Source organism: Moorena sp. SIO3B2 (assembly GCF_010692525.1).
GTDB lineage: Bacteria > Cyanobacteriota > Cyanobacteriia > Cyanobacteriales > Coleofasciculaceae > Moorena > Moorena producens.
Genome location: NZ_JAAHHE010000029.1, coordinates 23,601 through 39,210 on the forward strand (window position 1 = coordinate 23,601; position 15,610 = coordinate 39,210).

Sequence of the window (15,610 nt, forward strand, 5' to 3'; positions counted from 1 at the left end):
CTTACTCCTAAGCTTCTGTCCATCCCTCAATGGTAGCCATCAAGATGTTAACCAAGGGATGGTCTAGGGCTTCCTTGAAAGCTTCCACTCCTCCAGCTTTCAAAGAATTGATTACCTTAGCTTTTAGGGTTGGGTTATTCTCAATTCGGTCAACAACTTCACTGACGACTATCATCTTTTCTTTGCTTGTTGTAGTGGGATTAGTCTGGGATAGTTGCTCCATAAGTTGCTGGATTTCTGCTGCTGCTTCGGCTAGGTTTTTGTCAGCTCCCTCGTGGTTAGTTTGATTAGCATAGCTTTGCTGACTACTAACAGAATCAGCTTCACTAAAATCTGCCCCGGAAAGGTCTTTTCCCCGGAATGACTGACCTCTAAGATTTACCCTTTGGAAATCCCTTTCTCCTGCTGCATATCGTCTCAGAACTTCTTTAGCTTTCATTAGCCAGAATCATATATAGGAGAGGGGATAGGGAAGTTTAGTTGTATTACTTTAGTATAGTAAGTAGTTCTTGTCAATAAACTGGAAATAGTTCTTAATAAACCCTGACTGATTGTGTTTATTAACTGAGAGACTGTTTTGAAACGATTGACCGTAGTCCACGCTACGCGATCGCACCCACATTGTATTGACTCGGGGACACCCAAGCTGTTCAATGGTACGAAATGGGTGTATTGAGGCGTGCGGCATGAAAATCGACCGCCATGGCCAGGCAAAGATTTTAACCACAGAGGAAATTCAGATCCTGTTCAACGAAGGGGCAACCCTTAACCCGCCACGAGACCGGGCGCTGTTTGCCGTAATGCTCTACACTGCCTGTCGGGTCAATGAAGCGGTGACCTTAAGGATAAGGGATGTTTACGATCGCAAAGGTTCCGTGCGTCCCGTGGTTCTATTCAGGAAAGGAAATACAAAGGGAAAGCTTGCCACCCGGACCATCCCGGTACTAGAAGATTTGCGAAAACACTTAACGGACTACCACCCTCCGAAATGGGGAAACTATCTATTCCCAGGGAGACACGGGAAAGGGCACATCACCTCAGATGCCGCCAGCTGGATCCTTCGGGAGGCGTGTAAGCGTGTGGATATAGAAGGGGTCAGTACTCATAGTTTCCGCAGGACAGCACTCACCCAGCTAAGTAACGCTGGAATTCCCCTGCGGGTAATCCAGGAAATATCCGGGCATCGGACATTGGATGAGTTGTACAAGTACTTGGAGGTGCGACCGGATCAGGTAAGGGGAGCTATCAGTGCCTTGTCAATGCTTAGTCCGGTTGAGTCCGCCGAGCCGAATGAACAAAAGCCGGATTACACCGTTAAACCAGGATTTTCTGCAGCAAAGCGCGTACGCATCAACAGCGAAAAACTTTCCACACCCACTTCAAAGGGGGTTCACATCAATCGCATCTGCAAGGCCATTAAAACCAACTAGCAAAGGGCTTCTCGGGGGTAACATCAAGGGTAATCTCGATTGCTATCGCAGAGGTATTCAGCCCAGTCTGGGCAAGAGTTTCAATACTAATCTCAGCCGTTTTCGCAGAGGCGGAGCTGTAGACTCACATGGACTTGCAGAATCAGTAGTTAAAGCTGCTGGTTTTTCCATATTTGACGCGATCGCTTTCCTCCGGGGCCATGTGATCGCTCCTCTGATTAAAGGGTTATATGTGTCCAAAATTGTCTACCCATCATCGATGCTGCAAAAAAGGTCCAGAAGGCGGGGCTATACATACTTCTGTTTATTGGAGGGTTACACGGTGATGATACCGCCGTCCCCCTCAAAGTCTAGTTGAAAAATGGGTTCATCAATCTCACCGGCATAATATTCGATCAGACTGCTCTTGAACTCGGCAAAATTTGTAGTTTCGACGAGAATTATTCAAAATCGCCGCGATCGTTGTCGTTGCAGTACTTCACGGGAAAACATGGGAGCCAATAAGACTTTGTACTACTTTAGGCCATAAGGGGCTTTATACTACTTTACTGTATTGTTAGCTGTCGGTTGTTCTCTTTTGCTGCGATGGAAAAAGACAACAGTTAGTTGATTACTCCTGGCTCTTAAAGAGACCCAACAAAGATGCCACCATGAAATCATCCAAGGATAATCACTATTGCTTTTTGTGCCCCCAATGGGTACTACTGGGGGCTTTTCTATTGAGGGTGTGCCGATCGACTGTCCATAATTAGACCACTAGTAGGATTGCTGTTAACAATGGGTGGTATCCTGGACGCCTTTCTTTTCTCTGTATATGGTTGTGAGACTAGGGTCTGAATTGGTACCCTGCACCCTAGTCTTCACATGCTCCATCAGTTCCCGCCATTGCCCCACCTCCAAAAGCTGCCATTGCTCCACTTCCGGATGGGCCATCGCCACCACCACTCAATCCACCCCTCCTGCCGCGCAATATTAATTAGAAGAGTTTTTTATCTATCTATATTTATTGTTTTTTAGACACTTAAAAAGTAAAGACAACAGAATATACCGACTTTTGTAATAAAATCGGTATATTCTGTTAAATGCTTTTGTTATCTTTACTTTTTTTTAGGGTGTGAATGAGCGGCAATAGCGGCTACACAATCGCTCTATCTTTTGGCCAGACTATAGGATTCTCTATTTCCCGTCCCATCACCAGGAGTTCTAAAATTCTTGGTGGTCCATTTTCCTCTAGCTCCTTCTCCCTTTCTTTTTGCCTCTCTTCATCCTTCTTCAGCCTGTACTCAAAGACTTGATCCTTAATCTTTAGTGATCCAGTCGTCTGAGAAATCTGATAAAAGTAATGGCGCTTCTCCTTCCGTTGAGATTGTCTCTCGTTCGTTCTTTTCATCTTTATCCCGAAAGCAGTCCAAAGAAATTTTTTAAATAAGTTATAGGGAGTACTCTCTGGTTTGTAGTCCCCAAGTCCAACCCTCCTTAGCTGTTTCCTTACTTCAGGGTGAGTTATCCCTTGCTTAAACTTGATCAATTCAGGGGATTCGTTTGTGTATTTCTTCTCACCGTCGGATAGGTCAATCCTGCACCATTTCTCAGACGTCATGAACTCAAGGACTATCTTGGCTACTTTCTTCTTAGGCGTTATCAAAGGGTTGATAACGTCAGGCAGGAGGAAAGCCCCTTCGTTTACATGTGGAGTAACCAAGGCTTTGTCCCGTGCCTCTAAGAATTTCTCTCCTACTGTCGTGAAGTACAGTAGTTCAATCTTTGGACCGATCCCCTTGTCGTCTAGTTCTATGAGCTCTTCACTTACAAAACCGTATCGCTTTTGAATCTTGTGCTTCCGAACCCTGTCCCGATCTTCTTTAGTCTTTTGTAAGCGGTCGCATGCCTGCTGGAAGTCCTCTTCATCGGTAAAGTCTTCCGCTTTAACGATCTCAGCCTTGTGTTTTTCGTACATGTTGTTCCGACAATCAGTAAGGGAGGCACTTAGATTTTTTGGGTTCATCCCAGATAATTCAATATCTCTATCTGTAATATATCCAGGGAGTACTTTTTGCCCCTCTCTCTTCAATCCCTCTATTACATGCTCCCGGTAATCTGGAGCTATTTCATTGAACCTAGTAGCCAATTCGGATAGTGTTCTCATCGCTAGTTCTGGCACAAAAGGAGCACTAGGGTCTTCTTGGTAAAGCCTTTGATCTTCATCATTCAAAAAGCCCAGTCTATAGCTTTGGTCTATCCATGCTTGCTGTAAGTCATTGTAAAATTTCTTGTGTTCCGCCCAGTAGCAGTCAGGAAGAGTGACCCCCTTCTTTCCATACCTTCTTTTGCTGTCTTTGGTCACATAAAAATAGCGAGGAACAGGCTTTCTCACTCGCCCAGCCGCTTGCCGCAGGCTGTTCTCGGGGATTATCCCATTTCCAAACGCAAAAACCGCTGTAAAGTGATCGACGTCAATACTTACCCCTGTTTCTAAAGTAGGAGTGGCTATTATTATTGCCCCAGGATTCGCTTCACAATATTCATTTATAGAGCTAGCTATGCCCTGAGCTGGGTGTCCTGGCTCTGCCACGCTGTCAGCATCACACCTCAAAAACTTGCGGTGTGGAAAAAGAGATTTCAGGAACTTTTCCATATCGTAGGAGCCCCATTTTGATTGATAATTCTTGGCCGATAGGAATATGTAAGGGGTTCCGCCATCAGCAATATGCGCCACTAATTTAGTTAACCATTCATCCTTTGACTCAAAAATAAAGGAAGTATACCCTGGAAGCTTTATTGTGTTGTGAATTATGATTGGCTCTTCAGCTTTTGTTGTATTTTTTAAATAATTGACTGAAACGTCATCCAAGTCCGCGTCTAAAGCAATGACCAGAGAGGCATTTCTCAGTATCTCAACAAAAGTCGTGATAATCTGGATTCTTTTTTTCTTGCAAGTCTCCCCTAATAGTAAATGAAGGAGAATCTGAGTCCATTCATCTAATAAGACAACACACCCAACCCAGTCCCTGGCTATTATTTGAGCTTTTGACTCTGGATGGCAAGAATCTATGCAAAGTGCCAAGGCATTAAGGAGTCTTCGCATCTGTGCTGTAGTGTCATCGATATAGAAAATACCTAAGTTCTTTGCCAAGCTTCTGGCTAGCTGTTCTCTGTTAGACAAACTAAAAATTGGAAGACCCATTTCAGTAAATCCTGGCAGGTATTCATTTAGTACTGTAGACTTGCCTGTATTCTTTGGAGACTTAATGCCCAGAAACCCCGACTCTAGTGCTTCTTCATGAGATGGCAAGTTATCAAAAGTCAACCATCGTTTCTTGATTTCAATAAACCTTTTGCCTTCTCCCTTGGTTAAGCATCTTCTTGGGTCTACCTTCCAAGTAGCAAAAGGGTTTGCCACTTCAACTAGTTTTTCAAAAGCCTCTTGTCCGTGAGCATACAGAAAGTCATCTACCCCTTTTCCTTGGCTGGGGAGCCATTCAACTATGTTGACTTTACATCCGCGTCTTTTGAGTTTTGATCCTATCACCAACAATGACTTGTGTACATTCTGTCTCGTCTTTTTCTTCTCGTCCTGGTCTAACGCTAAGTTCCATCCCCGACCTGGCTGACAGTACTCTAGGAGTTCTTCTTTGAGAGGAGGAGTCTGGTTTGGATAGTCACTCTTTTTCTCTGAATGCATAGTTATACCAGCGATTCCTAATGCCGGATACCCAGCACTAATCGCAGACAAAGTCTTCTTCCACCCCTCAGTTAATAGGATGGGGACTTCTGGGTGTTTTTTTAGCCAATCCCAAAAAATCGTGCCTCCGTGTACTTCTCGTCCCCTAAATTCCTCGGCTTTTTCGGGGAGGTTCGCCTTTAGCCAACGTCGGGCGTCCTTTCCGTATGGGAGTTTGTCTAATAGTCCATGCTTTGTAGCTATCTCAATTGCTGACTGCTCACAAATTGAAGGCTTGATAATCCCAGCCTCTTGTCCAGGAGGACGGACGTACTTTACTGGATTGCGATTGACCTGCTCTTCTGTACCTAACTCATTCAGTCTATTCTTTTTCCAATAGAATGGACTTCTCTCTAGTGGACCTTTCTCTTTCTTTTTCTTGGAGTAGAAAGGATTATCTGGTTTTGCTGATATTCCACGGGTTTCCGGGTAAAACCAAGCTCCATCGCCAATATAGTTAAACCTCCACAGCTCCCGCTTGGCTACGTGCCCACCGTTCTGTCTTTCTAGTTCCTTTGACTCTAAGGTTTGGTTCACCCAAGAGTCTCTAGCCCCTTGTCCGTCATCTGACCACATCTCTGAGGCTTCTATCACATGGTCTGCGATCGCTGAGAGCTTCAACTCTTTGTAGTGTCGATCGAATATGTGGGGAAATGGTGACTTTCCTATTTCGCCTTGCTCTTGACTTGTCTCTCCGTTTTGGGTAGACTTGGGAAGTATGCTTGATGGATCTCGGGGCGGTAAGTATAGAGCTTCAGGGAACCGATCATCTTCCTGAGGAGAGTTTTCAATTCTGGTATTAACAGATAAGCTTAAAACGAAAGGGTGAAAATTTTTAGAATTATAAAGATTTTTCACTTTTTTAGAATTGTAAAAGTTTTTGGGCTAGGCCGCGCGGTCTAGCCATTTTTTTTTGGCTGTTGGAGTCATGATACCGCTAGACTTGGCTTTCGTCTCTAAAAATATCGGATCTCAGGACAAAAATCCAGTTTGCGCTAAGTTGACTTGGTTTAGTTGACTGAAAGTATTTCTTGGTTTTATCAAGCTAACTTGGCTTAGTTGACTAAGGAATAGCCGATTTGTCATAAGTTGACTTTGTTTATTTAATTGAAAAATAGTCGAGTAACCATAAGCAGACTTTGTTTAGTTGACCTAAAAAAAAAGTTGATTGTTTTGAATAACTTATCGGTCATTGCAAAACATATAAATTATTTGTATCAATCACCTGCATAACCTTTCCGGGTGTCCTCCTATGGACGAGGAGAGTGTCAAGGGTTTGTCCCAGTGGTGCGATCTCGCAACGTCGGCGTAGCCAAATTGCGGGATTACCAATGTAAAGTAAAGTGCTTTATCGAGAAACCCAAGTTCTTCGCGATCGCCTCAAGAATGAAAAATCAATCGCTCACCTCCGACTCCCCCTTGTTCTCTTGATGGATGTGGGTCGAATCTGAGATGGTACTGGAGGCAGTGTCGCAGCAAAGCATTTTTACTCCTAAGTCAACTTGCAGTGCTTCCTCTATATTGCGGAGGGTAGTCTCTGGAATGCGTGTTATGACCCCACCTTCTATCGCATACCAATAAGCTCTGGTCATGTTTGCTGCTTTACTTAGCTCTGTAACTTTGAGCTTGGCCTCTTTTCTTATTCTCTTGATCTTGGCTGCTAATCCTTCTATGTATATGGTCTTGATGTACTGTATTTCCACTGGTTTGAGCGCTTTTTATCTATAGTACATCTCAAATTTAAGTCATTTTTAAAATAAATGTCAAATTTCACTTGACAAAATTAAAATGTCTCGCTAGTATAGAAATGTGAATGAAAAAGCGAGCACCTTAACTCCAAACACGAGTGCCCGCTTTAGTAGGCCAGAAACTAGACCTAGATTCATTATTACGTGTTTCTAGGTCGCTACAGCACCTAGAAAACTAAATGATCATGATGACGTTTTTCTTGAACGCTATCTTTGTTAGCGGTTGCACCTACGGGACGATGGCGCTGATAAGTTACTTATGTCTTAATAGCGGGCTGTAACGATGAGGTAACGATAATTGGCCTCACTACAGCAACCTCTTTTAACTAATAATCAGAATCTTTTCAGTGCCTGATAAAACGTCTGATAAATCTATCAGGCACGTCTGATAGCCTATCAGACAGCCTGATAAGCGCTATCAGACATTAATTACTGGATGTAGTTAATGCCTGATAAGTATCAAGTTTTCTTGCAATCAGACGTTAACTGATTGCCCTAGTTAATAACAATGTCTGATAAGCCTTATCAGACATCTAAGTAGTCTGATAAGGCTATTGACACTAATTATCACGTCTGATAGCGATTAAATTTTCGCGACCAGTGTTTGGAAACAGGAAAAATCAACTAGTTGATTTTCGACGATCACACGAGTCACTTATTTAAGGTCGTGTCTTTGATATTGACAATCACTGTTGCGATTAGATGTTAATAAAAGAGAGGTGGTTGTATAAAAAGCATCACAGTATATTCTGATCAGACAGACGGCAATAGGGTTGACCCCGTATTTGACCTATTGTCTGATCAGAGTGGCGACACAACGTCTGACGTCAACCTTGTTTATGACATTTTCCTTTCCTACAAACCTGAAAGGATGATGTTTAGAGAACAAGTTAAAGAGAAGTACAAAATTTCCCAAGAGCAGACCTCTAGATGGCGAAGAGGGGTAATAGATTGGGGGATATTAAACTTCCCAGAAAGTTCAGATCGAATCCTACTTTCTTACCATTTCTATATATCGCAAGGGTGCAAGAGGGGAAGTAAAATAAGAGGTCTATTGATTTACCAGACTTTCTTGTTTTGGCTGGTATCAGTTCTCATGGATTCGCCAAATATGAGATATAAGATAGCAGCATTTCAGTTGTTAAAGCTAATAAAAGTTGTAAAGCCTAGCACATTAGAAGAGAGGTACAAGCAATGGCAAATCAAGAACAACTAAACAGAACTCAAGCTTTAGACATGCTTGTAGAGGATGGAAAAAAGACTTACGAACAAGCCGACGTAGCACTAAATAAGTTAGCCAAGGCAAAGGGGATTAACTTAGATAATGGCGAGACAGTCTCCTTAGATGACGTCATTATGATTGACGAAGTAATTGGGGAAACCAACACTCAAGCTCAACGATTACTGAATGGTTCTGGAGATGGCAGCAGTACAGTTGGGGGAGAAATGGTTTATCAGTCTCCTAATGATGCAGATATGGCTTTGGGGAATTCAATTAGTGCTGCTCTAGCTCAACGTGGGGTAGACATTCCTCCAGAGCTAGTAATGGAGATGGTTCCCGATCAGTTCCAGCTTTATCGAGAGTTGTTTGGGTTTATCAACCAGACTGCCTTTGAATCGGCTGTTCAAGAGCAAGAGAACCACCTAGAGGGGAACTTGAAGCTTTATGGCCAGGCCATCAAGAACAGCTTGACTGCCTTTCGTCAAACCTTTACCCCTGGTCTAAAGGCAGGAATGGTGAACCACTTAGTTCCCCCTACCGCATCAGTTCCTCGAACCCAAATGACTTCCACTGAGGCTCTGGAAAAGTTCAAGGCCATTAATGCATCGGCAAAGCCGACGCTACGCGAACGGAAGAATAGCTAGCAAGTAGGATTAAAGCCCCCTTGTATTGACTTACAAGGGGGCTAATAGGAGGGAGACAGATGAAAAAAGATTTAATTTTCTGGTCAAATTGCATGTCGGGGTCGGTGTTAGTAATGATGATGTTTTTCTGGCCTGCGAAATGGATGGAGAATTCCGCTAAGAAACAACAAGCGATCGCAAGACAGGAGCAATTTGACCGAAGGCAAGAACAGAAAGATTACCTGCTACAAGACCAGCAGGAAGACCTAAGACGGCAAAGGGAATTAGCAGATACCAAAGCAAAACACCAAATTGTAGACGGGGGGAAAGTAGTGGTGTTGTCTGACTATATTTTTTCTCCATCTCATAACAACCCTCCACATCACTCTATGGAAAGTCTTCAGCGACATGCAGACAATGCCCCTGGCGGTCTAGCGTTGCTGACCGACGATAACACTCCTCGGTTTTGCGTAGGAGCGGCTGTAATAACTCTGAAAAGACCCGCGCTAAAGTCTTCAAATATTAAAAACGAAGTGGACTTAGCTAATTTTTACTGCAAAAAACACCAGAAATTGATGGAAAAGGTTTGATTTATGGCTAGCTCTAGAGAACGATATATAGGAACTCAAGGAACCTACACAGGTGACACTGTAACTACATATGCAGGCTCAGCTCACGCTTCAGGCTCTTATTATGCTCATGAAACAGAAGACCTTAACTACTCTTTCAAAAAAGAGGAAAAAGGCTCGGTAATGTTTCTAGAAACAATTCGATGGTTGCTCAAGAAAGGTTTTTCAATATTGGCCACTGTCGCAGCAGCTATTGGGGAATTTATTTGATTTGCTTTTGTATCGAAAGAAGCTCACTTGTTTTATGCTGTTTGTCTGCTAATAGGGTTAGTTGTCATGTCTATAGATAACTTTTATTACTACCTAGTAGATGGTCCAGGTCTATTCCCTAGCCCCTATCCAGGAGACTCTTGGATAGGACTTAAAGGAGGCGGCATGAATGGCTTGCTGTATTACTTCTCTCAAGTTGATTGGACGATGTTCGTTATCGGCTTGATATTGGCAGGAATTACTAACATGTTGCAGACATTGTGTATCACGTTTTTCTACAACCCTTATTTAAAAAATGCACATATGGCAGTGATTGTTGCAGTAATAGCCATTGGGGTTTTGTCGTATATTGCTGAGTTTATCATTGCTTTCAGTCAACGTAATCCATTGGCAGAAGGTATAGGACTATTGCTCGGCGGGTGGATTATTTTCTTGAATCTTATTAGCGTTGCTTCTATTTCTGTGGGAATTCTATTTTACTTGATGAACTTAGCCAGAAATCAACATAAGAACGCTTAAATGCTTAATATAAAGGCCGCAAGATAATTTTGCGGTTAGAAGTTAACGCAAAAAGAGTGGATCCTTTAATGGTTAACTGGCTGCGTGTAATAGGTGCTTAGCTTTGTTGTAAGGCTCCACTCTTTTAAGGTTTCAGCTGCGGCCTTTATATTTATCAATTTGCAGAAGGAGAGTATTGAACTATGTCAAAGAAACTTGTCATACAGTTTCCAAACCGGGCGCTATTGGAAAACCCTGAGCCAGAAAGTACTACCGTTAGGAAATGGGTAAAAGAAAGACTTAATTTATTGAATCAAGGGAACTGCGATCGCGAAGAAAGGGTAAATGTGTCTGAAGGAATGGGGATTGCTGCTATTGTTCTAGGTTTAGGAACTTTTAGCGCTGCACCGACTCTTGGAGCTGCTGCTCTAGCAATGGGAGGCATCTCCACCTTATTAACGCTAATAGCTGATGCCTCTCATACCAGAAAAGTTAAATTTTTTTCTTGGTCATTTAGTGAAGTAAAAGGCAGCATTAGAGATTTGCAAAATAATGCGCTACCCGAGGCCACCTCCCAAACATACACTAAGGAACAGTTAATGTCGGGAAATTATAACCGACAAATAAGCTTGCGAAGTAACCCTAGTCCTACAGCAGACAAGACAAGGACAAGCGAGTCTAAAGGTAAGTTTTTAACTCCTCTAGAAGCCTGTGAGCTGAGGTTTGTTGAATCCTCAGTTAGGGAGGTAATTTTATTTCTAGAAAAAAGAGTTCCTCCTCAGCAGCGTTGGGATACCTACTTGGAAATGTGCCAAAGCGTGTACGACGACCAGTTAGATTCCCCCTATTTCGACATGCTAGATGAGGTAGCAAGAGCTTTCCCAGTCATTCAGACCATAGACGTCCCCGGAGCTGTCCCCCAAGCAAAACACTTACCTATGGCGCAGCAGTACCTAAATAGTTACGTCCCGCCACAACAAACCCAAGGTTACAGTTATAACCAACCTCAGGATCAGGCCAACAGTCAGCCATACCAGCAGCCTGAAGAGAAGGAAGATCTGGAAGTAGTAATTCAAACCCATAGTTATCAGCGGCCAGGTTTGCAAGTAAAAAGTGGTTACGATGACCTGCTTGAGAACATTGACAAATCTGGCTGTATTGTAGGGCAGCAGAGAAGCGGAAAGACACGAGCGATCGCTAAAGCTTCCGAACAAAAAGCGGCAGAAGGCTACCGAGTATACATGGTCAATCTTGCCGCTAAAAAAGTTGATCAAGATGGACGCTGGAATCATTGTTATTGGAAAGTAGAAGTTGATATTGGCCGTCTAAAAAGTAAGCCAGCTGAAGATGTCATTGATGAGGCTAGAAATTTAATAGAAGATTACCTCGACTATGAAGGCCGCAAAATTCTGATTGTTGACGAGTGGATGTCGGTGGCGTCTAAGGCTAATAAATACCGAAAAATTTTGACTCCATTCATTGAAGACTGTAACCAAGTTGTCAATATCGCTATTAGTACGGGAATTGGTTCTGGTATTTGCATCTACTTTATTTGTCCATATTTTACGGCAGGAGGGCTTCAAGATAATGCAACTATTGTCAGCCAGCTGAGACTGATCATGACCTTCATCAACAAGGGAGAAACAGTTACTGACCCCAGTGGTAATCCTTTGACTTATGAGAGTGGGATAGCTAAAGGCATCCAAAGAAATTTTCCTACTCAATATGTAGAATTACCAGATGGAGTACCTAGTGACAACAAGAGGGTGTACTTCTCTAATGGAGTGTGGAGAGGAATGGGAGATGAGAGAAATTACAAAAAGGTCAATATTAAAACCGTTTCTGACAACTCCAGCCCAAACGTAAAAAAAAATGACCTAGTCAATTTGGCTACTGGAACACCTGAAGAGGTATTACAAGAAGCTATTTCTCGTGCTCATAGTACCGATCATAGAAAGCTATGGGACTTCGTTGAAGAGGAGCTAGGGTTTACAGATCATGAAGCTATCAAATATGTGATAGATGTTTTGGCCAAATGGATGGAGAAAAACGACCCTACCCTTGGAAAGAAGTTCATCGTCGGCAGTTCTTTTAAGGCAATAGATGCCCGTTATTCCTACTCTGGACACAAGAATAATGTAGATGAAACAATAGCTTTAAATGATGGTATGTGTTGCGTGTGTCAGGTCAAATTAGCTAAGCACGCTCATCATTTAAGCTACGACGGAAAGAACGATAAGCCCAAGAAAAATATGATTCCAGTTTGCGAAGAATGTCACGACAAGGTTTGTCATTCAGAGCTTAATTGGAAAGAAGATTTTACTAGCATATGGAAGTCTAAATCGACTCCAAGTTTTGCCCACAGAATAATCTCTGAAATGATATTGTAATAAATCAAAGGAAGTCAAAATGATTGATTCAAATAACTCAAGTCGGCAACAAGCTTACAAAGAATTAGCAGAAGTTGTTGACCTGTTAAATGACATGCTAAGCACTTACATCCTCTCAGAAGCAAAAAAACCAAAAGGAAGGGATCTAATAATAAAACCAACGCCCGAAGATGTAACTTCTCATTTGCTTCACGTAAAGGCAAAAGCGATAGAGGCAGTGTTCGGTCTGCATATACAAGAGTTGGCCAAATATTGGGGATTTAGTGGAAGAGTATATTTTAGGTTGATGGCAACAGGTCGCGGGGAAGATTTCTTTTTGTCTTGTATGGGAAAAGAGCAAATAATCGCCGCAAAAATGTTCATAGAAATGTTTATTGTTTTAATGGATAATTTTACTGAACGACCTGATGAATATTCTGTTAATAAAAAAGCCTTGCGTCGAAAAATATCACTTTTTTTCGGTACCGTCGTTCGCTACATTTCTATTATACTTGGCTGCAAGGATTCTACTAGTAGTTCTTGGGAAGGAAGTAAATCTTTCGTTTTATTTAACTTAGACGAAGTAACTAGCGAAATCTTCTTAAAGACAGAGTTGAAGCCAGAATTTCAAGAAAAGCCTTTGCCTCCGTTGTTTAATAGCCTGGACTAATCAAAAGCAAAAGCGATTGGCCGTAGGCCACGCTACGCGAACGCAGGACTGAGTGCGATCGTTCAATAAAGAACTTATGTGTCGATTGAATTTAAACACCATCAGGGCACCTCCTTTGGTGACCTAATGGATGACAAAGTGAGTTTAAAGTTAATTAATCAAGATCAAGGAGAAAATCAAATGAATCGCAATTACAGTCACCGTCAATTCAGATTTAACTGGCCAATCGGTGCAGTTGCTACAGGGCTTGTGGGACTTGCATCATTTTTTGGTTACCAAAAAGGTTACGACCAAGGGTTTAATGACAGAGCTTTTGATACAAATGAGCTAAATAAAATGGGTTACTGCATTGCCAATTTTGCTATTATAGAAAATGAAGAAAAACCAAAACAACTCCAGATTTACCCATTGTTTACGGAAGAACCACATACAACTAAAAACACAAAAGAAGCTATTCTAATGCAACATCTTTTGGTTATTAATGATGTTACTGAAGACTTGAGCCATGTACATGCTCAAGCCAATGGCTGGACGTCTCTTGAGGCTTTGGAGGCGAAGCAGTGGGATTGCTACATTCCAGACTCTAACGCGAACTAAAACAAGCGTTTCTAGTTAAGCACCTCCTAGTAATCGATAATTTCACAGACGATGAAAATTACGCGCATGTCAAAGGAAATGGATGGGTTACTACTGAATTTTTTAAATAAAGTCTATGGAATTGCCGTAAGAATTTCAAATTGTAGTTAGACACAAAATGCGATCGCACCCCATGACCGAAAGTGCGATCGCATTACAGACGAAAACAGCTAATTCTCAACCGTATTCCAAGCATTACCATTATGACTTTTGATTTTGCAATTGACCAAAAACTAACCAACTTGCCTTTTAGCCAGTTCGAGTTACGGGATTATCAGAAAGAATTAACCGAGGCTATTTTTAAGGAATGGGCGGCTGATAATCGACGGGTACTGGCACAACTGCCAACAGGTTCAGGTAAAACCGTGTGCTTCTCTGTTATCGCCAGAAAGTTTCTAGAACAAGGACTGGGAGTATTAGTTATCGCCCACCGGAAAGAATTAATTTTGCAAGCTGGGAAAAAGATCGAATCTGTCACTGGAGTACCAATAGGTTACATCAAAGCCGGTATGCTTTCTGAACCAGAGTTGGACGTACAGGTGGCATCAATCCAGTCATTGACCCGCCGCAAGCACTACCCAGATGTAGGCTTGGTAATCATAGATGAAGCCCACCATGCTGTATCCCAGAGCTATACCAAAGTTATGGAGAAGTACCCAGAGGCTTACATTCTGGGTGTTACTGCTACACCTTGCAGGACTGATGGCCAAGGCTTTAAATGGCTTTTTGACAGCTTAGTCACCGGCGTTTCCCCCCGTCGGTTAATTGATGACGGTTTCTTGAGTCCGTTCAAACTGTATGCTTCAAAGAAAGCTATTAATACCAAGGGAGTAAAGACTACCTCAGGCGGGGACTACAGCCAGGATCAGCTGGAACAGTTGGCGATGCAAATGATTAGCGATGTAGTCCCCTCCTGGCAGAAACATGCAAATGGATTGAAGACCATCATCTTTGCTGTTGGGGTAGAGCACTCTCAGGCTATCACCGCTGAGTTTATGAAGGCTGGGATAAAAGCTGAACACTTGGATGGCAAGACTTCTGACGCCCAACGGGAAGCAGCATTGAAGCGGTTTGAGTTGGGAGAAACTACTGTTTTGTCTAATTGTGGGTTATTTTCGGAAGGATTTGATCTACCCAGCATAGAGGCAGTACAGATTTGTCGTCCCACCCGTTCCCTAATAATGCACTTACAAATGCTGGGGCGCGCTCTTCGTCCTGCTCCAGGCAAAAACCATGCTGTCATCATCGACCACACGCAGAACTGGTCTAATCACGGACTCCCGGATGAAGAACGTGAATGGTCACTGGATCCTATTTCTCTGAAATACGGACGATTTATTCTGAAGTGCCCTGCTTGCAACCACTGCTTCAAGGCTCTGTCTCATGAGCAGTTGAAACCAGTTAAGCACATCATGGATAAGGACGGGAATATCACTCCTATGTATCAGTCCACTTGTCCCAATTGTTGTCATCAGTTTTTGTGGCAACAAGGCGAAGGAGTTGGTGGTGGTGGCTCTCCAGATATAGACGTAGAGGCAGGAGAGCTGGAAGAGGTAGGTATTCAAGTAAATCCCGAATTTGTAGCGTACGTTGATGAGATAGTTGAGAACCAGCAATCAACTGGCAAAAAGAAAGGATGGGTCTTCTTCCGCCTCATTGAACATCCTCGGATTCAGGAATTTGGCCTGGGGGATTGGCGGTATGTAGCTAAGCAATTGGGATACAAGCCTGGCTGGGCGTGGTTCAAGTTCCAGGAAGTGCAGGAACAATCAGTTAAATCACAAGAAATTGATTTCTAGCTATCAAACGCTTCGGCGTGTGGTCGTCGTTTTTCAGGAAAAATAGTATAATGTA

Annotated in this window: 13 protein-coding genes; 9 read left to right on the forward strand and 4 right to left on the reverse strand. The window is 42.7% G+C overall.

The annotated features are described in order from the left end of the window. Positions 1-7: 7 nt before the first annotated feature. Complete coding sequence (locus tag F6K38_RS09985) at positions 8-439, reverse strand: pentapeptide repeat-containing protein (RefSeq protein ID WP_287356557.1); 432 nt, start codon at positions 437-439, stop codon at positions 8-10. A gap of 247 nt (positions 440-686) precedes the next feature. On the opposite strand from F6K38_RS09985, the gene F6K38_RS09990 reads away from it, so the two are divergent. After that, positions 687-1,430, forward strand: coding sequence for a tyrosine-type recombinase/integrase (locus F6K38_RS09990; RefSeq protein WP_502709573.1), 744 nt, complete (start codon positions 687-689; stop codon positions 1,428-1,430). 771 nt (positions 1,431-2,201) lie between these two features. Here F6K38_RS09990 and F6K38_RS09995 read toward each other — a convergent pair. From F6K38_RS09995 to F6K38_RS10005, 3 genes are all read right to left on the reverse strand, one after another. After that, positions 2,202-2,375 (reverse strand): hypothetical protein, encoded by a 174-nt coding sequence (locus F6K38_RS09995; protein ID WP_287356561.1) that lies wholly within the window; start codon positions 2,373-2,375, stop codon positions 2,202-2,204. Between the two features lie 190 nt (positions 2,376-2,565). Continuing rightward, positions 2,566-6,009, reverse strand: coding sequence for a plasmid replication protein, CyRepA1 family (locus F6K38_RS10000; RefSeq protein WP_287356562.1), 3,444 nt, complete (start codon positions 6,007-6,009; stop codon positions 2,566-2,568). Between the two features lie 536 nt (positions 6,010-6,545). Then, positions 6,546-6,854: a helix-turn-helix domain-containing protein gene (locus F6K38_RS10005; RefSeq protein WP_287356564.1), complete on the reverse strand. Its 309-nt coding sequence runs from the start codon at positions 6,852-6,854 to the stop codon at positions 6,546-6,548. A gap of 1,239 nt (positions 6,855-8,093) precedes the next feature. Here F6K38_RS10005 and F6K38_RS10010 point away from each other — a divergent pair. From F6K38_RS10010 to F6K38_RS10045, 8 genes are all read left to right on the forward strand, one after another. Further along, positions 8,094-8,765: a hypothetical protein gene (locus tag F6K38_RS10010; RefSeq protein WP_287356522.1), complete on the forward strand. Its 672-nt coding sequence runs from the start codon at positions 8,094-8,096 to the stop codon at positions 8,763-8,765. A gap of 59 nt (positions 8,766-8,824) precedes the next feature. After that, entirely contained in the window at positions 8,825-9,334 is a 510-nt protein-coding gene (locus F6K38_RS10015) for a hypothetical protein (RefSeq protein ID WP_287356524.1), read from the forward strand. A gap of 3 nt (positions 9,335-9,337) precedes the next feature. Further along, entirely contained in the window at positions 9,338-9,583 is a 246-nt protein-coding gene (locus F6K38_RS10020) for a hypothetical protein (protein WP_287356526.1), read from the forward strand. Positions 9,584-9,649: 66 nt separating this feature from the next. Beyond that, positions 9,650-10,102 carry a hypothetical protein gene (locus tag F6K38_RS10025; protein WP_287356528.1) on the forward strand — a complete coding sequence of 151 codons (453 nt, stop codon included), beginning with the start codon at positions 9,650-9,652 and terminating at the stop codon, positions 10,100-10,102. Between the two features lie 182 nt (positions 10,103-10,284). Further along, complete coding sequence (locus F6K38_RS10030) at positions 10,285-12,471, forward strand: hypothetical protein (RefSeq protein WP_287356529.1); 2,187 nt, start codon at positions 10,285-10,287, stop codon at positions 12,469-12,471. Positions 12,472-12,490: 19 nt separating this feature from the next. Continuing rightward, complete coding sequence (locus tag F6K38_RS10035; protein ID WP_287356530.1) at positions 12,491-13,120, forward strand: hypothetical protein; 630 nt, start codon at positions 12,491-12,493, stop codon at positions 13,118-13,120. Positions 13,121-13,198: 78 nt separating this feature from the next. Next, positions 13,199-13,717, forward strand: a complete 519-nt coding sequence (locus F6K38_RS10040; protein WP_287356531.1) for a hypothetical protein — start codon at positions 13,199-13,201, stop codon at positions 13,715-13,717. A gap of 242 nt (positions 13,718-13,959) precedes the next feature. Further along, the gene (locus F6K38_RS10045) at positions 13,960-15,555 is read left to right on the forward strand and encodes a DEAD/DEAH box helicase (RefSeq protein WP_287356533.1); all 1,596 of its coding nucleotides are present in this window, start codon (positions 13,960-13,962) and stop codon (positions 15,553-15,555) included. Positions 15,556-15,610 lie beyond the last annotated feature (55 nt).